15 protein-coding genes are annotated in these 17061 nt (G+C 68.7%); 12 read left to right on the top strand and 3 right to left on the bottom strand.

From position 1 onward, the window contains the following. The first annotated feature begins 31 nt into the window (after positions 1 to 31). The 7 genes from WDU99_RS10765 (at position 32) to WDU99_RS10735 (ending at position 6960) form a co-directional block, all read left to right on the top strand. Complete coding sequence (locus WDU99_RS10765; protein WP_337332461.1) at positions 32 to 682, top strand: hypothetical protein; 651 nt, start codon at positions 32 to 34, stop codon at positions 680 to 682. Between the two features lie 19 nt (positions 683 to 701). Next, complete coding sequence (truB, locus tag WDU99_RS10760; protein ID WP_337332460.1) at positions 702 to 1595, top strand: tRNA pseudouridine(55) synthase TruB; 894 nt, start codon at positions 702 to 704, stop codon at positions 1593 to 1595. Then, on the top strand, positions 1592 to 1960 hold the full coding sequence (locus WDU99_RS10755) for a hypothetical protein (protein ID WP_337332458.1): 369 nt from the start codon (positions 1592 to 1594) through the stop codon (positions 1958 to 1960). The genes truB and WDU99_RS10755 overlap by 4 nt, the downstream gene beginning before the upstream one ends. Before the next feature lie 44 nt (positions 1961 to 2004). Then, positions 2005 to 2424: a hypothetical protein gene (locus WDU99_RS10750; RefSeq protein WP_337332457.1), complete on the top strand. Its 420-nt coding sequence runs from the start codon at positions 2005 to 2007 to the stop codon at positions 2422 to 2424. Further along, entirely contained in the window at positions 2421 to 3365 is a 945-nt protein-coding gene (locus tag WDU99_RS10745; protein ID WP_337332456.1) for a bifunctional riboflavin kinase/FAD synthetase, read from the top strand. The genes WDU99_RS10750 and WDU99_RS10745 overlap by 4 nt, the downstream gene beginning before the upstream one ends. Before the next feature lie 203 nt (positions 3366 to 3568). Then, positions 3569 to 5707, top strand: coding sequence for a DEAD/DEAH box helicase (locus tag WDU99_RS10740; RefSeq protein ID WP_337332455.1), 2139 nt, complete (start codon positions 3569 to 3571; stop codon positions 5705 to 5707). A 224-nt stretch (positions 5708 to 5931) separates the two neighbouring features. Next, a complete protein-coding gene (locus tag WDU99_RS10735) occupies positions 5932 to 6960 on the top strand; it encodes an ATP-dependent 6-phosphofructokinase (protein ID WP_337332576.1) in 1029 nt (342 codons plus the stop codon). Between the two features lie 167 nt (positions 6961 to 7127). Here WDU99_RS10735 and WDU99_RS10730 read toward each other — a convergent pair whose 3' ends face one another. After that, positions 7128 to 7976 carry a type IV toxin-antitoxin system AbiEi family antitoxin domain-containing protein gene (locus WDU99_RS10730; protein WP_337332454.1) on the bottom strand — a complete coding sequence of 283 codons (849 nt, stop codon included), beginning with the start codon at positions 7974 to 7976 and terminating at the stop codon, positions 7128 to 7130. Between the two features lie 201 nt (positions 7977 to 8177). After that, entirely contained in the window at positions 8178 to 10283 is a 2106-nt protein-coding gene (locus WDU99_RS10725) for a S9 family peptidase (protein ID WP_337332453.1), read from the bottom strand. Between the two features lie 163 nt (positions 10284 to 10446). Here WDU99_RS10725 and WDU99_RS10720 point away from each other — a divergent pair, with 163 nt between their 5' ends. The 4 genes from WDU99_RS10720 to WDU99_RS10705 are packed head-to-tail and all read left to right on the top strand — an operon-like array spanning position 10447 to position 14725. Further along, positions 10447 to 11910, top strand: coding sequence for an inorganic phosphate transporter (locus tag WDU99_RS10720; protein ID WP_337332452.1), 1464 nt, complete (start codon positions 10447 to 10449; stop codon positions 11908 to 11910). Next, positions 11907 to 12242: a peptidase gene (locus tag WDU99_RS10715; protein WP_337332451.1), complete on the top strand. Its 336-nt coding sequence runs from the start codon at positions 11907 to 11909 to the stop codon at positions 12240 to 12242. Before WDU99_RS10720 ends, WDU99_RS10715 begins: the two co-directional genes overlap by 4 nt. Positions 12243 to 12294: 52 nt before the next feature. After that, positions 12295 to 13212, top strand: coding sequence for a phosphodiesterase (locus WDU99_RS10710; RefSeq protein ID WP_337332450.1), 918 nt, complete (start codon positions 12295 to 12297; stop codon positions 13210 to 13212). A 52-nt stretch (positions 13213 to 13264) separates the two neighbouring features. Beyond that, positions 13265 to 14725: an aspartate ammonia-lyase gene (locus WDU99_RS10705; protein WP_337332449.1), complete on the top strand. Its 1461-nt coding sequence runs from the start codon at positions 13265 to 13267 to the stop codon at positions 14723 to 14725. Positions 14726 to 14800: 75 nt separating this feature from the next. Here WDU99_RS10705 and WDU99_RS10700 read toward each other — a convergent pair whose 3' ends face one another. Beyond that, positions 14801 to 15670 (bottom strand): fumarylacetoacetate hydrolase family protein, encoded by an 870-nt coding sequence (locus WDU99_RS10700; RefSeq protein ID WP_337332448.1) that lies wholly within the window; start codon positions 15668 to 15670, stop codon positions 14801 to 14803. Positions 15671 to 15729: 59 nt separating this feature from the next. Here WDU99_RS10700 and WDU99_RS10695 point away from each other — a divergent pair, with 59 nt between their 5' ends. Continuing rightward, on the top strand, positions 15730 to 16917 hold the full coding sequence (locus WDU99_RS10695; RefSeq protein ID WP_337332447.1) for a PrsW family intramembrane metalloprotease: 1188 nt from the start codon (positions 15730 to 15732) through the stop codon (positions 16915 to 16917). The last annotated feature ends 144 nt before the right edge of the window (positions 16918 to 17061 follow it).

The raw sequence follows: 17061 nt of genomic DNA, 5'->3' as shown, positions 1-17061 counted from the left end.
TAGCCTATGCGGCCGATCTCGGAGGTGCGACATGAGCGAGACTGCAGTGAGGCGGGCGACGGCCCGTCGCCCGACGGTGGTGCTGGGCGCGATGCTGATGAGCGTGATGATCGCCGGATGCGCGACGGCGACGACGCCGGCGGATCCGACGACCTCGAGCGCGCCGTCGACTCCCGTCGAGACGCCGACGGCGAACGAGACGCCGACGCCGACGGTGGATGCCGGCGATGTATCGACGTGGGTCGTCAGCGAGACCGGCATGGGACCGATCGAGCTGGGGACCGGATTCGACGAGGCACGTGCCGAGGTGCCGGCCTGGACCGTCGAGGACGCGTGCTCGTGGACGGCGTTCTGGAACGACCAGGAGGGATCGCTGACGGCGTACCTCGCCGAGGACAGTGAGTCTCGAGACGGCGTGACGACGATCGATGTCGCAGCCCTGACCGACACCGTGGAGCCTTCGGATGCCCCGCGAACAGCCGAAGGCGTCGGCGTGGGATCGACCCGCGACGACGTGGAGCAGGCGTACCCGGATGCGGTCGAGCAGACGGCGACGATCGGCGGCGCGAGTCTGCTGCGAGTGCAGGGCACGATCTTCTTCACCTTCCAGCCTGGCTCCGAGACGGTCGACGCGATCACCGTGACCTCACTCGACGAGCCGCCGTACGAGGTGTGCGCCTGACGCGCTCTAAGCTGGAGGGATGCTACCGCCCGGCATCCTGCTCATCGACAAGCCCGGTGGCCTGACCAGTCATGACGTGGTCGCCCGCACACGGCGCGCGTTCGGCACCCGCAAGGTCGGTCACGCCGGCACGCTCGACCCGATGGCCACGGGTCTGCTCGTGCTCGGCATCGAGGGCGCCACGCGGCTGCTGACCTACATCGTCGGCGCCGACAAGACGTACACCGCGACCATCCGCCTCGGTGCGAGCACGACGACCGACGATGCCGATGGTGAGGAGCTCAGCCGGGCGGAGGCGGATGCCCTGGCAGCCGTCACTTCGGAGCGGATCGCCGCAGGGGTCGAGGCGCTCACCGGCGCGATCGCCCAGGTGCCCAGTTCCGTGTCGGCCATCAAGGTCGACGGTCGTCGCGCTTACGAACGTGTGCGCGCCGGCGAGGAGGTCGCCCTCGCCGCGCGTCAGGTGACGGTCTCCCGGTTCGAGGTGCTCGCGCAGCGCGAAGCGGGCGACGGCATCGATCTCGATGTGATCGTGGACTGCTCCTCGGGCACGTACATCCGTGCGCTCGCGCGCGATCTGGGGGCGGGCCTCGGCGTCGGCGGACATCTCACGGCGCTGCGTCGCACGCGGGTCGGCGGCTTCTCGCTGTCGGATGCCGTCGGCATCGACGACCTCGACGGCGCGACCACGCTGACTCCGGCTCAGGCTGCGGCCCGCGTCATGCCGGTGCTCGAGGTCTCGCAGGACGAGGCGCGCGATCTGCGGCACGGCAAGCGCCTGCACGGGCAGGCGGGTCGGCTGACAGCATCCGAAGTCGCCGCGATCGACCCCGACGGCGCGCTCGTCGGCATCGTCGAGGCGCGCGGCGCCGACATCAAGAGCGCGATGAACATGCCGGAGGTGCAGGAATGATCCTGTGGTTCACCATCGTCCAGATCGCCGTCGCGTGCGCGGCGGGGCTGTTCTGTCTGATCGCAGGTCTCATCGGCCGGCGCCCGAGCGATTACACCGTCGGCAGTCTGCTGCTCGTCGAGCTGCTGCTGCTCGCCCAGGTCGTCATCGGGATCGTCGCGCCGCTGACCGGCAATCCGCCCACCGGCGACCTGCTCGAGTTCTGGGTGTATCTGATCGCCGCCGTGCTGCTGCCGATCGGCGGGATCGCCTGGGCGCTGCTCGAGCGCGGCCGCTGGAGCACGGTGGTGCTCGGCGTCGTCGCCATCTCGCTGGCGATCATGCTGTGGCGGATGCAGGTGATCTGGACGGTGCAGGTCGCGTGAGCCTGCGATCGACGTCACCCGACGCGGATAGAATGGACGGCGCAATGTCCCACACCGTTTCGCGCACCCGGATGACGGGCATCGGTCGCGTTCTCGTCATCGTCTACGCCGTGATGGCCGTCGGCGCCACCGGACGCAGCTTCGTGCAGATCGTCCGCAGATTCGACGAGGCCCCGCTGGCGTATTCACTCTCGGCGATGGCCGCCGTCGTCTACATCCTCGCCACACTCGCCCTCATCCTCGCCGACAGACCCGGCTGGTACCGCGTCGCCTGGGTGGCGATCGTGTTCGAGCTGACCGGAGTGATCGTCGTGGGCGCACTCAGCCTGCTCGCGCCCTCGCTGTTCGGACACGACAGCGTGTGGTCGTACTTCGGCATGGGGTACGTCTTCATCCCGCTCGTGCTTCCGGTGCTCGGTCTCTGGTGGCTGCGCCGCACCCGCCCGCAGGGGGAGTCGTCGTGATCGTCTTCCGCGATCCCTCCGAGGTGCCGGCCGACTTCGGTCGCACCGTCGTCGCGATCGGCAAGTTCGACGGCGTGCACGTGGGGCATCAGGCCATCATCCGCAGGATGCGCGAAGACGCCGCGGCGGTCGACGCGCGCGCGGTCGCGGTGACCTTCGATCGCAACCCGCTCGAAGTGCTGCGCCCTGAGCTCTGCCCCGACAACGTCGTGGCGCTCGAGCGCAAGCTCGCGCTGCTCGCCGAACACGGTCTCGATGCCACCCTCGTGCTCACCTTCGATGAGGCACTGGCCGCCGTGCCCGCCGAGGACTTCGTCCGCAGGATCCTCGTTGAAGCGCTGCACGTGACCACCGTGCTGGTGGGGCGCGACTTCCGGTTCGGGCAGGGCGGCGCCGGCACACCCGAACTGCTGCGCAGACTGGCTCCGCAGTACGGCTTCACCGTCGACGTGCTCGACGACGTGTTCCCGCAGGGCGAGGGCAGGCGCGTGTCGTCCACCTGGATCCGCGAGCTGCTCGCCGAGGGAGACGTCGCGCACGCGGCCCGTGTGCTCGGTCGCCCGGTCTCGGTCGCGGGCGAGGTCGTGCACGGCCTCAAGCGCGGACGTGAACTCGGCTTCCCGACCGCGAACCTGTCGGAGACCGTCGACTCGCTGGTGCCCGCCGACGGCGTCTACGCCGGGTGGCTCATCGATCACGACACGGGCATACGGCATCCGGCGGCCATCTCGGTCGGCACCAACCCGACGTTCGACGACGTGCAGCGCCGGCAGGTCGAGGCGCACGTGCTCGACGAGACCGCGCTCGACCTGTACGACCACCACGTCACGGTCGAGTTCACCGAGCACCTGCGCGGCATGGTCGCCTTCGAGGGCATGGAGACGCTCACCGCGCAGATCGCGGCCGATGTGACCGAGGCACGCGCGCGACTGGGCCTCTGAACGGCGCTCACGGCGCGTCATGACGTCGCATCCGTCGGCATCCGCCGTCGATGGCGTAAACTGGGCACCGGTGCTCATCGATGTACGCGACCCGCGCAGATCGAGCACGTGTATCCGCACGGTCCTGGCTGGCGCCACACGCGGATCACCGTAACGGAACCGAAGGCCACTTCGGCGCTTCGGCACTCACGCTCAGGAGGAGCATGCCGACCACGGCAACCGCCGCACCGCGGCGCAAGAAGACGTCTCGTCGTGACGAAGAGGCGCCGCTGATCCCGATCCTCGCGCGCAAGGTGCGCGAGGTCGAGGCGAAGGCGCAGCGATCCAAGCTGGGCCCGACCAATCGCGTCAAATTCCAGGTGATCGCCTTCCTCGTGCGCGAGGAGCGAGCCAGGGTCAAGGCTGACGGCGAACTCGCCGACGCCGCGCGCGCTGAGCTGCTCAAGCGTCTCGACGGCGTCGCCACCATCCTGGCGAAGACCGCCGCGCGCGACACGTCTCTGATCCAGCTGCTGGAGGCCGACCAGGCCACCTCGCCGGTGGCGAAGCGGATGCGCCGCGACTGGCTGCTCGAGTCGGGCGCCGAGCTCGCCCCGGAGGAGCTCGTCATCACCGATGTCGCACCGACCCGCGCGCCGATCGTGCCTGCGGCGATCGCCGAGAAGCAGGTGACCCCGCCCTCGGTCGAATCGCGTCAGCTCGCGAATCCGTTCCTCGCGCCCGACCTCACCCCGCGGCCCGCCGCCGTGCCGCGTCGGCGTCTTGACGGCTGGGAGCTGATGGGCCCGCTGTACAAGGCGTTCGAATCGGGCGCGGGCGGGGGAGCGGCCACGATGCCGCTGCCCCCGACCCCGGAGTTCGACCATATCTCGCCCAAGGGCCGCGAGGTCATGGTGCACCAGTCGCGCTTCGTGGAAGCGGTGCGCGAGGGGCACCGCAGCTTCCTGCTGGCCGACGAGCCGGGCCTGGGCAAGACCGCACAGTCCGTGCTCGCCGCGTCGGTCGCCGACGCCTATCCGCTGCTGGTCGTCGTGCCGAACGTCGTGAAGATGAACTGGGCGCGTGAGGTCGAGCGGTGGACCCCGCAGCGCCGTGCGACGGTCATCGCCGGAGACGGCACCGACATCGACGCCTTCGCCGACGTCTTCATCGTCAACTACGAGATCCTCGACCGCCACCTGTCCTGGCTGGGTTCGATCGGCCTGAAGGGCATGGTCGTCGATGAGGCGCACTTCATCAAGAACCTGTCCTCGCAGCGTTCGCAGAACGTGCTGGCGCTGGCGTCGCGCATCCGGGAGCGCGAGCGCGACCCGCTCATGCTCGCCCTGACGGGAACGCCGCTGATCAACGACGTCGAGGACTTCGACGCGATCTGGCGGTTCCTCGGCTGGACCAACGGTGAGAAGCCGGGTGCGGAGCTGATGGAGAAGCTGGATGCCACCGGTCTGACTCCCGCCGACAAGTCGTTCTACGCCGAGGCGCGCGAGGCCGTGATCTCGATGGGGATCGTGCGTCGCAAGAAGAAGGACGTCGCCGCAGACCTGCCGGACAAGATGGTCGCCGACCTGCCCGTGCAGCTCGACGACGAATTCGGGCGCGGCATCCGTGAGGCCGAGCGCGAACTCGGCGAGCGGATGGCCGCCAAGTACCGCCGCATCATCGAGGCGCGCGGTGATCGCGGACTGCGGCACGGCGAGATCGACGCCGACATCGTGCGTCTGGTCGCGCACAACGAGCTCGAGGAGTCGAAGGCCGCCGGCGCCGGCGGAGACAACGTCTTCACCATGGTGCGCAAGATCGGCCAGGCCAAGGCGCAGCTCGCCGCCGACTACGCGGTGCAGCTGCAGCGGTCGGTGCAGAAGGTGGTCTTCTTCGCCAAGCACGTCGACGTCATGGATCGCGCGGAGGAGCACTTCGCCGCCGCGGGCATCAGGTCGGTATCGATCCGCGGCGAGCAGTCCACTCCCGCGCGGCAGCAGGCCATCGACGCGTTCAACACCGACCCCGAGGTCGGCATCGCGGTGTGCTCGCTGACGGCGGCGGGTGTGGGTGTGAACCTGCAGGCCGCCTCGAACGTCGTGCTCGCCGAGCTGAGCTGGACGGCGGCCGAGCAGACCCAGGCGATCGACCGCGTGCACCGCATCGGTCAGGACGAGCCGGTGACCGCGTGGCGCATCATCGCGGCGCACACGCTCGACACGAAGATCGCCGAGCTGATCGACCAGAAGCAGGGCCTCGCCGCCCGCGCCCTCGACGGCGAGGCGGTTGTGGAGGAGCCGAGCGAGTCGGTGCAGATGGCGGCGCTGATGCACCTGCTGCGCGAGGCGCTCGGCGAGAGCTGACCGTCACACTCCGAGAGAGGGCGTTAAGAACACGAGTTCTTGGCGCCCTCTTCATCCTTCTGGTGGGCTGATTGTTCAAGATCAGGGAATCGACCGGTCCGTGCCGGCAAGATCATCGGTTTTCGCGCGGTCTGGAATAGCATCCGCCCGTCTTCCCCACTAGTGTCGAGAGCAGGCAGCGTCGCCTGATGTCCTTTCCCCTCCCGAAGCACGAAGGCAGCAGCATGAAGATCGGCATCCTCACCAGCGGCGGCGACTGCCCCGGACTCAACGCCGTCATCCGCGGCATCGTGCTCAAGGGCACCACCAGCTACGACCTCGAGTTCGTGGGCATCCGCGACGGCTGGCGCGGCGTCGTCGAAGGCGACTTCTTCCCGCTCACCAGGCACGAGGTGAAGGGGCTGTCGAAGGTCGGCGGCACGATCCTCGGCACCAGCCGCACCAACCCGTACGAGGGCGAGCGCGGCGGCGCCGAGAACATCGCGAAGACGCTCTACGGACACAAGATCGACGGCATCATCGCGATCGGCGGGGAGGGCACGCTCGCGGCCGCCGACCGACTCGCCAAGGACGGCATCAAGGTGCTCGGCGTGCCGAAGACGATCGACAACGACCTGCGCGCCACCGACTACTCCTTCGGCTTCGACACCGCGGTCAACATCGCCACCGACGCGATGGACCGCCTGCGCACCACGGGCGACTCCCACCAGCGCTGCATGGTGGCCGAGGTCATGGGGCGGCATGTCGGCTGGATCGCCCTCCATGCGGGCATGGCCGCCGGCGCGCACGCGATCCTCATCCCGGAGGTGCCGCAGTCGCTCGAGCAGGTCGCCGAGCGCGTGACCCGAGCGCACGACCGTGGCCGCGCACCCCTGGTCGTGGTCTCCGAGGGCTTCACCCTCGAGGGCATGACCGAGGCGTACAGCGACAAGGGCCTGGACGCCTTCAACCGTCCGCGGCTCGGCGGCATCGGCGATCAACTCGCTCCCGAGATCGAGCGCATCACCGGCATCGAGACGCGCGCGACCATCCTCGGCCACATCCAGCGCGGCGGGTCGCCGTCAGCATTCGACCGGGTGCTCGCCACCCGACTCGGGCTGCATGCCGCCGATGCGGTGGTCGAAGGCGACTGGGGGCAGATGGTCGCCATGCGCGGCACCGACATCGTGCGCGTGCCGTTCGCCGAGGCGCTCGGAGAACTGAACACCGTCCCGCGCTACCGCTACGACGAGGCCGCTGCGCTGTTCGGCTGAGGGGAGGGGCTGCCCGACTGCGCGCCTGAACCGGCCGGTCTGGCGTGCCCGGGATCAGGTGATCAGCCCCGCGTCAGGTCGATTCCGGGGAAAACGGCCTGATCTCGAGCGGATCACCTGATTTCGGCAGGCGGCGGCGGACTCGAGCACCACACTCACGGGCCCCGTCAGCGTGCCGGAGCGCGATGCAGCCCCTGGGCGATGGCCCGCAGCACCGTCTCACGCACGTACTCCGGGTCGTGCATGACCTGCTGGTAGTCGAAGCGCAGCACTGTGTACCCCTGCAGCACGAGGCGCGCATCCGCACGGATATCGCGTCGACGGTCCTTCGCCCGTCGATGGAACTCATAGCCGTCGATCTGCACGACGAGGCGCTCGCCGATCAGCGCATCGACCGGATGCCCGTCGAGCCACGCCTGCTGTCGGAACTCCACGCCGCATGAGCGCATGATCAGCGCGAAGCGGGTCTCGGTGCCGGCGTCCGACAGTGCCCCGACCTCCGCCAGCACATCCGTCGCCGCGGTGCTGCGCCAGCGGACGCGACTCAGCTCATCCAGCGTCACGAACTGCAGTCGCACCGCCGACTCCCAGATGGCGACGGCGTTCTGACGCTCCGCGCAACGCGCCGTCTGGAACAGGACGTTGAGCAGCGGTTCATCGGTCGCGTGGGGCGCCGTCGAGGCAGGCCCCTGTGCCCAGTGCAGGTCGACCCCGTCGGCCGAAATCCTGGAGGCGTTCGATGCGACCGCGACGTGCACGGTGGCATCCGAGGTCTGCGTCCACAGACCCAACTCGCGTGCCGCCGTGATGCAGGTCACCCGCCCGCCGACTTCGGCAGCCAGCCATCGCTGCGGCGAGCACTCCGCCGACAGCAACCACGAACGGCGCACGCGGGTGAGTGACCCGGCGTCCACAGCGCGACCGATCTGATGTTTCGTGAAGCCGACTGCGCGCAGCTGCGCGCTGTGCGCGATGCCGTTGTGCGCAGCCAGCCACTTCTCGAGGCGCGTTTCCATAGGCCCGAGGATGCCCGTGCGACGGCGGCCCATGGGGTCGAGAACTCGCCGATGTGGACAATTCCCCGGATGCGATCGTCTGTGCAGGAACAGTCGCGCCGGCCGGTATCAGGCGATCATCCCCGCGTCAGGTCGATTCCGCGGAAAACGGCCTGATCCCGATCGAATCACCTGATCTCGGCTTGCAGTTCGGCCCTCGGCTCAGTCGGCCAGGTCGAAGACGTCCAGCATCCAGGCGAGCTCGAAGGCGCGCTCCTTCCAGGCGTTGTAGCGGCCGCTCACACCACCGTGACCTGCCGACATCTCGCACTTCAGCAGCACATCGGCGGCCCCGGCCTCGCGCAGGCGCGCGACCCACTTCGCCGGCTCGACATACAGTACGCGGGTGTCGTTCAGCGAGGTCATCGCCAAGATGCGCGGGTAGGCGACGCCGTCGCGCACGTTCTCGTACGGGGTGTACGACTTCATGTAGCGATACACCTCGGCGTCGTGCAGCGGGTCGCCCCACTCATCCCATTCGACCACCGTCAGCGGCAGCGAGGGATCGAGCATCGAGGTCAGCGCGTCGACGAACGGCACGCCGGCGAGGATCCCGGCGAACAGCTCGGGTGCCATGTTCGCGACGGCGCCCATCAGCAGCCCGCCTGCGCTGCCCCCTTCGGCGATCATGCGCGCAGGTGTCGTGATGCCGTTGTCGATCAGGTGCTGTGCGCAGGTGATGAAGTCGGTGAAGGTGTTGCGCTTGTGCAGCTCCTTGCCGTCCTCGTACCAGTGCCTGCCCATCTCGCCGCCGCCCCGCACGTGTGCGACGGCGAAGACGACGCCGCGGTCGAGCATCGACAGGCGCATGGTCGAGAAGCCGGGGTCGATGGAGTGCTCGTACGACCCGTAGCCATACAGGTGCACGGGGCGCAGCCCGTCGCCCGGCTCGCCGAACGAGCGCTTCCACACCAGCGAGACGGGAATCTGCACGCCGTCGGTCGCGGTCGCCCACACCCGCTGCTGCCCGTACTCTGCGGAGTCGTAGCCGCCCAGCACAGGCTGCTGCTTGCGGACGTGCTTCTCGCCGGTCGCGACGTCGAGCTCGAGCACGGTCGACGGCGTGACGAACGATGTGTAGCCCATCCGCAGGAAGGGTGCGTGCCACTCGGGGTTGCCGCCGAAGTACGCCTCGAACAGCGGCTCGTCGAACGTGATCTCGTCGAGGGCGCCGGTGCGCAGGTCCATCAGGGCGGTGCGTGCGAGGCCCTCGCTGCGGTATTCGACGGTCGCGAAGTCGCGGAAGCAGTCGACGTCGAGCAGTCGGCGGCCGGGGGAGTGCGACACGAGCACCTGACGCTCGCCCTGCGGGTCGGATGCCGACACCGAGACGAGCTCGAAGTCGAGGGCGGCCTCGTTGTGCAGGATCAGCAGGCGGTCCTCGCCGTCGACGACGGCATGGTCGGCGGAGTACTCCACGCCGTCGCGGCGTGGCCAGATCACGCGCGGCTCGGCGGTGAGGTCGGCGATGTCGAGCAGCAGCTCCTCGCTGGTGACCTTCGAGCCCAGATCGATCAGCAGGTACCTGCGGCTGCGAGTGATCCCCGCGCCGAGCCAGAAGCGCTCGTCGGGTTCGTGGAACAGCTGCACGTCGGCGTCGCGTGCTGTGCCGATGCGGTGCAGCCAGAGGGTGTCTGGCCGCCAGGCATCGTCGCGCGTGGTGTAGAGGATGCCCGTGCCGTCGGGCGTGAAGAAGGCCTGACCGGTGTCGGCGATCACATCGTCGAACAGCTCACCGCTGACCAGGTCTCGCACTCGCACGGTGTACAGCTCCGACCCCTCGACGTCGACCGACCAGAGCAGGCGGGTGCCGTCGTCGGACACGTCGAAGGCGCCGAGCGAGAAGAACTCGTGCCCTTCGGCCTCGACGTTTCCGTCGAGCAGCACCTCCTCACCGGGCACGGGCACTCCGGGCTCGAGAAGCGGGGGAGTCCAATCGTCGCCGGACGCCGCGGTGCGGCACTGGATTCCGTACTGCGCACCCTCTTCGGTGCGTCCGTAGAACCACCAGTCGCCGCGTCGTGTGGGCACCGACAGGTCGGTCTCCTGCACGCGGGAGCGCACCTCGTCGAACAGGGTCTCGCGCAGCGGGGCGAGGTGCGCGGTCCTGGCATCGGTGTAAGCGTTCTCCGCCTCGAGATGGGTGGTGACCTCGCCGGCGGCCTTCTCGCGCAGCCATTCGTAGTCGTCCTCGAACACGTCGCCGTGGTGGGTGCGGGTGGTGGGACGGCGGGCCGCGACAGGCGGTCGGATGCTGGATTCGCTCACCGCTCCACGCTACCCCGAGCCGCTTCGCGGCGAGTTGACCACGGCCGGTCCGGGTGGGAGGATTCTCACGGGTCCGTAAACGGATGCTGAACCCACGGTGAACTCTTCGTTCGTCACGCCGAGCCCCTCGGCCCTTCCCTGGCAGTCCCAACGAAAGAGATCGGTGGAAACCGCAGCCCTCATCGTCGTGCTGGTCATCGCACTGGCACTGTTCTTCGACTTCACCAACGGATTCCACGACACCGCGAACGCGATGGCGACCCCCATCGCCACCGGAGCACTCAAGCCCAAGACGGCCGTGTTGCTGGCCGCGCTGCTGAATCTCGTCGGCGCCTTCCTCTCCACCGAGGTCGCCAAGACCGTCTCGGGCGGGATCGTCCGCGAGGATCAGATCGACCTGGCGATAATGCCCCAGCTGATCTTCGCGGGGCTCATCGGCGCGATCACCTGGAACATGCTCACCTGGCTGCTCGGCCTTCCCTCGAGCTCCTCGCACGCGCTGTTCGGCGGCCTGATCGGATCCACGCTCGTGGGAGTGGGACTGAGCGGCATCAACTTCGGCGTGGTGATGTCGAAGGTGATCCTGCCGGCGCTGATCGCCCCCCTCACCGCGGGCATCATCGCCTTCGCAGCCACGAAGCTGGCGTACTCGATCACCCGTCGCTACGACGGCAAGCCCGACGGGCGGGACGGATTCCGCTGGGGGCAGATCTTCACGTCATCGATGGTCGCGCTCGCACACGGCACCAACGACGCCCAGAAGACGATGGGCGTGATCACGCTCGCCCTGATCACCGTGGGGTGGCAGACCGGCGATCCCAATGCCGACGACTACCACAACCCCGAGTTCTGGGTCATCGTCGCCTGTGCCTTCACGATCGCCCTCGGCACGTACCTGGGCGGCTGGCGCATCATCCGCACCCTGGGCAAGGGCTTGACCGAGGTCAAGCCCGCGCAGGGATTCGCGGCCGAGAGCTCCACCGCAGCGACGATCCTCGCCTCGAGCGCCCTCGGCTTCGCACTGTCGACCACCCAGGTGGCCTCGGGGTCGGTGATCGGCTCGGGCCTCGGGCGCCGCGGGGCCATCGTGCGCTGGAAGACCGTGGGTCGCATCGGCATCGGGTGGCTGCTGACGCTTCCGGCAGCCGGCGCCGTCGGCGGTCTCGCCGCACTCCTCGTGGTGTGGTGGGGCAACTTCGGCGTGCTGATCGACGCGATCCTCGCCGTTGTCATCATCGTCGGTCTGTACCTGTACTCGCGCCGCGATGCGGTCAACGCGTCGAACGCGATGAGCGATGTCGCCGATTCGGGGCATGCGGTGGACGTGCCCGAGGTGCCCGGTCCGACGCGTCGCACGAGCCGCATGGAGCTCGTACGCGCCCTCGATCGCGCGGAGCGCAAGGCGGACGAGGCCGAGAAGGCCGCGCGCCGTGCGAAGAAGCTCAAGAAGTCCGGTGGCACGCCCGCCGAGGTCAAGGCCGCGCGCAAAGCGGCTCAGAAGGCCGCGCACAAGCTCGCCGAGGCCCAGCAGGCCGCGCAGGAGTGGGAGGTGCTCAGCGCCAGCCGTCGTGCGCGCGCCGAACTCGCCTCGTGGGACCTGTCGATGGATGAGGAGGTGCAGCGATGAGCATCGAGATCGACTGGCTGGCGTTCGTCGGCGTGTTCGTCGCGGCCCTGATCGGCGCAGGGCTCGTGGTCACCTTCTACGCGGTGGGCCTCCGCCTGCTGGTGCGCGGCGGTCGTGCGCCCGTGGTCGGACCGGCGGAGTTCACCGATGCGATCACGATCGTCACCGACAAGGAGATCCGTCGTGCCGAGAAGGCGGCGGCGAAGGCGGCCAAGCGCAGCGAGCTGACGCCCGCGCAGCGCCGGTTGGCACTGATGGGCGCATACGCATGCTTCGTGCTGTGCGGCGCCGCGGTCGTCGCCGGCGTGCTGATCATCGTCATCGGCCACTGAACGGAGCGGCCCGCAGCCTGCGGCCGACGCCATGGCGTCCTAGGCTGGGCGCATGGCCGCGCCCTATGTCTTCGGAAGGCACGCTCCGGCATCCCACGTCATCGTGCACGTGAGCGATCCGCACCTGCTCGCGGGCGGTGCGCGGCTGGGCGGTGTGTACGACGTCGACAGCACCCTCGCAGTGACCTTGCAGGCGATCCGCCGCGCACAGGCATCGCCGTCGGCGATCGTCGTGACCGGCGACCTCGCGGACCTCGGCGAACCGGACGCGTATCGTCGGCTGCGGGCGGCGGTCGAGCCGGTCGCGACCGAGCTCGGCTGCCCGGTGGTCTGGGTGGCCGGCAATCATGACGAGAGACCGGCCATGCGGGAGCACCTGTTCGACCTCGATGCCACGGAGCAGCCCATCACCGGGGTGTGGGACCTCGATGGGCTGCGTCTGATCGCCCTGGACACCACGGTGCCCGGCTGGCACCACGGCGACCTCGACAGCCAGCAGCTCGAATGGCTGCGCGAGCAGCTTCGCGAACCCGCGCCGCACGGGACGCTGCTGGCGATGCACCACCCACCGCTGCCCAGCCATCTGCCGCTGTTCGACATCCTCGAGCTGCGCCACCAGGACGAACTCGCCGACGTCATCCGCGGCACCGACGTGCGGGGCATCCTTGCAGGCCATCTGCATTACTCCTCGCACGGCACGTTCGCGGGCATCCCGGTGAGCGTCGCCTCAGCCACCTGCTACACGATGAACGTCGCCCGGCCCGCTCTCGAGGTCAACGGCATGGACGCCGCGCAGTCGTTCCAGCTCGCGCATGTGCATTCCGACACCATCACGCACACCGTCGTGCCCGTCGTCGAAGCGCCGACGGGGGAGTACTTCTCGGCGGAGTGGGCGGAGAAGATGGCGCAGCTCACCGCCGAAGAGCGACTCGAGGTCTTCTCGCGGAAGCGCCCGCGCGGTACGGCGTAGACTGGACTCATCCCCCGTAACCACCTTTCGCCACTACCCACAAGGATGTGACATGGCCGCTGTTGCGCCTGCCCCGACCCGCACCGAGACCGACTCGCTGGGAAGCCTCGAGATCCCCGCCGACGCGTACTGGGGGGTGCACACCGCCCGCGCCGAGGAGAACTTCCCGATCACCAAGCGGCCCATCTCGGTCTACCCCGATCTGATCCGCGGATTGGCGATGGTGAAGCAGGCCAGCGCGCGGGCGAACAAGCAGATCGGCACCCTCGATGCCGAGCGCGCCGATCTCATCGACGCCGCAGCGCAGCGTGTGATCGACGGGGAGTTCCACGAACAGTTCATCGTCGGTGTCATCCAGGGCGGGGCCGGCACCTCGACCAACATGAACGCGAACGAGGTGATCACCAACATCGCGCTCGAGATGGCCGGCCGTGAGAAGGGCGACTACGCGTTCCTCTCGCCGATCGATCACACCAACCGCAGCCAGTCCACGAACGACGTGTATCCGACGGCGATCAAGATCGGCCTGTCGCTGAACCTGCGTTCGCTACTGGATGAGCTCGACCTGCTGCGTCGGGCGTTCCTCGGCAAGGCCGGCGAGTTCCATGACGTGCTCAAGGTGGGGCGCACGCAGCTGCAGGATGCCGTTCCGATGACCCTCGGGCAGGAGTTCCACGGTTTTGCGACGACACTCGGGGAGGACCACAGCCGGCTGACCGAGAACGCGTCGCTGCTGTTCGAGATCAACATGGGCGCCACGGCCATCGGCACCGGCATCACGACGCACCCCGGTTACGCGCCCGCCGTGCTGCACCACCTGCGCGACATCTCCGGGCTCGAGCTGCAGACGGCCGTCGACCTGGTCGAATCCACCAGTGACACCGGCTCGTTCATGTCGTTCTCGTCGAGTCTGAAGCGCAACGCCATCAAGCTGTCGAAGATCTGCAACGACCTGCGTCTGCTCTCGTCGGGGCCGCAGGCGGGTCTGGGCGAGATCAACCTGCCTGCCAAGCAGGCCGGGTCCAGCATCATGCCCGGAAAGGTCAACCCGGTCATCCCCGAGGTGGTCAACCAGGTGGCCTTCGCGGTGGCCGGCGCCGACATGACCGTCACCATGGCCGTGGAGGGTGGCCAGCTGCAGCTGAACGCCTTCGAGCCGGTGATCGCGCATTCGATCTTCCAGTCGATCACCTGGATGCGTCAGGCGATGTGGACTCTGCGGGTGAACTGCGTCGACGGCATCACGGCCAACCGCGACCGCCTCGGCGCCATGGTCGGTGCGTCGGTGGGTGTGGTGACCGCACTGACCCCGTTCATCGGCTACGCGGCATCGGCGGCGCTGGCGAAGACCGCCCTGCTGACCAACCGCAACGTCGCCGACCTGGTGGTCGAAGCCGGTCTGATGACCCGCGAAGAGGTCATGAAGCAGATCTCGCCTGCGCGCCTGTCGGGGCTCGAGGCCGTCACGGCGGCGATCCCGGTGATCGCTGCCGAGGATCTTCCCGAGAAGTGACCCCGCACGACGACTGACCGCCACGATCACGAAGGGGCGCTCCGCGGAGCGCCCCTTCGTGCTGTTCGGCGGGTCTCAGTCGATGATGCGGCAGTGCGTCGTCAACTCGCCGATGCCGTCGACCCCCACCGTCACGGTGGAGTGATCGCGCAGGAAGATCTGCGGATCGCGCGAGTATCCCGCCCCGCCGGGGCTGCCGGTGGAGATCAGGGTGCCCGGCTGCAGGGTGATCGAGGTCGACAGGTGCGCGATCAGCGTGGCGACCGAGCGCACCATCTGGCCGGTGCTCGCGTCCTGCACGGTGTGCCCGTCGACCACGGCCCAGATGTGCAGGTCCTGCGGATCGGGGATCTCATCGGCGGTGACGACCACCGGACCCGTGGGCGTGAACCCGTCGAAAGACTTGCAGCGCGACCACTGCGCCTCGGCGAACTGGATGTCGCGCGCGGTGATGTCGTTGACGACGGTGTAGCCCCACACGCAGTCCAGGGCATCGTCGGCCGTGACGTCTTTGGCGGGACGGCCGATGAGCACACCCAGCTCGGCCTCGTAGTCGATCGATTCGCTGAGCGAGCGCGGCCAGGACGTGGTGCCCTCATGCCCGGTGAGTGAGTTCGGCCACAGTGTGAACACGGTCGGTGCGGTGTCGGTCTTCAGCCCCAGCTCGCTGGAGTGCGCGGCGTAGTTCAGACCGACCGCGAGCACCGCCGGTGGTGCGATGACGGCTGAGCCGAACGCGAACTCACCGATCGGATGCCGCGGTGCGCCGTTCTGGGTGACGGCGGCGCGTACGCGGCCGAGCAGCTCGTCACCACCCTCGATGAGCTGCTGAAGCGTGGCCGGGGCAGGGGAGACGAGGTCGCTGACGAGGATCGCCTCCTCACCGTCGATGACGGCGAGGTGCAGGGTCTCGGACGCGCGAGTGCTCAAGTGGGCGAATCGCATGCCTCTACGCTACCGGCCGCACCGTCGGACGCGGTCGCGGCTCCCTCTAGGCTTTCCCCATGAGCTTTGGAGGAGAACCCCGCACGGGGTTCGTGTCGGCATTCGACCGCCCCACCGCCCACGCCCCGTCCACCCCGCCCGCTCCGTCGCCGGCACCGGCCATGCCCGCGCTCCCGCTTCCGGCACGCAAGGGGCGCACGGTGTCACTGTGGGTGTTCGGCGTGCTGGCGTTCGCGCTGCTGGCCCTGATCGCGTACTTCGCCGTGTTCATCGGCGCCGGCGCGGCCGCAGTGGGACTGGTTCTCGCGCTGGTGCCGCTGGGCATCGTGCTGACCGGGGTGCGGCTGATCGACCGCTGGGAGCCCGAGCCGAAGAGCCTGGTGGTCTTCGCACTGGGATGGGGTGCCGTGGCCTCGGTGGGCATCTCGCTGCTGGTCGATCTGCTGCTGTTGATCGCCGTCGGGCAGCGCAGCGAGCTGTTCAGCGGTGTGGTCCAGGCACCGGTCGTGGAGGAGATCGCGAAGGGCCTCGGTGTCTTCCTGGTCTTCGTCATCGGGCGCCGCGCCTTCGACGGTCCCGTCGACGGGGTCGTGTACGGTGCCCTGATCGGCGCGGGCTTCGCGTTCACCGAGAACATCCAGTACTTCGGGATCAGCCTGATCAGCGGTGGGGCGGGTGAACTGACCCTGACGTTCATCCTGCGGGGGCTCGTGTCGCCGTTCGCGCACGCGATGTTCACCGCGCTGACCGGCTTCGCCGTGGGGCTGGCCGCACGACGCGGCGCCACGCCCGCACAGGCGATGGGCTCAGGGGCGATCGGCCTCGTCGGTGCGATCGCGCTGCACGCGTACTGGAACGCCTCATCGCTGCTGGGAGACTTCTTCGCGCTGTACCTGACGACGCAGATCCCGCTCTTCGTCGGGTTCATCCTCGGCATCGCCGCGCTGCGACGGGAGGAGGCCAGACTGACGCGGCAGCGGCTCAGTGACTACGCCGCTGCCGGCTGGTTCACCCCGCAGGAGGTCGTCATGCTCGCCACGCCCGCCGGACGCAAGGCCGGAATGCAGTGGGCGGGCGACCTGCGCGGCGATCGCCGCGCGCTGATGCGCTCGTTCATCAAGGACGCGACCGCGCTCGCCGCCGTGCGCCAGCGGGCGCTCACCGGAAGGGACCCTCACGCCACCGCGGATGAGCATGCGCTGCTGATGCGCACCCGACACACCAGGGCGCAGCTTCTGGCCTACTGACGCCGGTGTCCAGGCATCCGCCCTGCATCGATGACAGCGCGACACAGACTCAGCGCCCGGTGCTGCGGCGATGCCTGCGAGTCTCCCGGGCGCTGAGTTGGTCTACACACAGGGTGCCTCCACTGCTCGCGGAAGTCAAGGGTT

Origin of the sequence: Microbacterium bandirmense (assembly GCF_037204185.1) — a bacterium.
GTDB classification, from domain to species: domain Bacteria; phylum Actinomycetota; class Actinomycetes; order Actinomycetales; family Microbacteriaceae; genus Microbacterium; species Microbacterium bandirmense.
Note: the sequence above shows the minus strand (reverse complement) of the source record. Positions and strands in the feature narration are given on the sequence as shown.

Excerpts from the sequence above, each read along its gene's own strand:
- WDU99_RS10735 (WP_337332576.1), top strand. The coding sequence starts at position 5,932 with ATGAAGATCGGCATCCTCACCAGCGGCGGCGACTGCCCCGGACTCAAC.
- WDU99_RS10710 (WP_337332450.1), top strand. The coding sequence starts at position 12,295 with ATGGCCGCGCCCTATGTCTTCGGAAGGCACGCTCCGGCATCCCACGTC.
- WDU99_RS10765 (WP_337332461.1), top strand. The coding sequence starts at position 32 with ATGAGCGAGACTGCAGTGAGGCGGGCGACGGCCCGTCGCCCGACGGTG.
- WDU99_RS10705 (WP_337332449.1), top strand. The coding sequence starts at position 13,265 with ATGGCCGCTGTTGCGCCTGCCCCGACCCGCACCGAGACCGACTCGCTG.
- WDU99_RS10730 (WP_337332454.1), bottom strand. The coding sequence starts at position 7,976 with ATGGAAACGCGCCTCGAGAAGTGGCTGGCTGCGCACAACGGCATCGCG.
- WDU99_RS10750 (WP_337332457.1), top strand. The coding sequence starts at position 2,005 with ATGTCCCACACCGTTTCGCGCACCCGGATGACGGGCATCGGTCGCGTT.
- WDU99_RS10740 (WP_337332455.1), top strand. The coding sequence starts at position 3,569 with ATGCCGACCACGGCAACCGCCGCACCGCGGCGCAAGAAGACGTCTCGT.
- WDU99_RS10700 (WP_337332448.1), bottom strand. The coding sequence starts at position 15,670 with ATGCGATTCGCCCACTTGAGCACTCGCGCGTCCGAGACCCTGCACCTC.
- truB (WP_337332460.1), top strand. The coding sequence starts at position 702 with ATGCTACCGCCCGGCATCCTGCTCATCGACAAGCCCGGTGGCCTGACC.
- WDU99_RS10755 (WP_337332458.1), top strand. The coding sequence starts at position 1,592 with ATGATCCTGTGGTTCACCATCGTCCAGATCGCCGTCGCGTGCGCGGCG.
- WDU99_RS10695 (WP_337332447.1), top strand. The coding sequence starts at position 15,730 with ATGAGCTTTGGAGGAGAACCCCGCACGGGGTTCGTGTCGGCATTCGAC.
- WDU99_RS10715 (WP_337332451.1), top strand. The coding sequence starts at position 11,907 with ATGAGCATCGAGATCGACTGGCTGGCGTTCGTCGGCGTGTTCGTCGCG.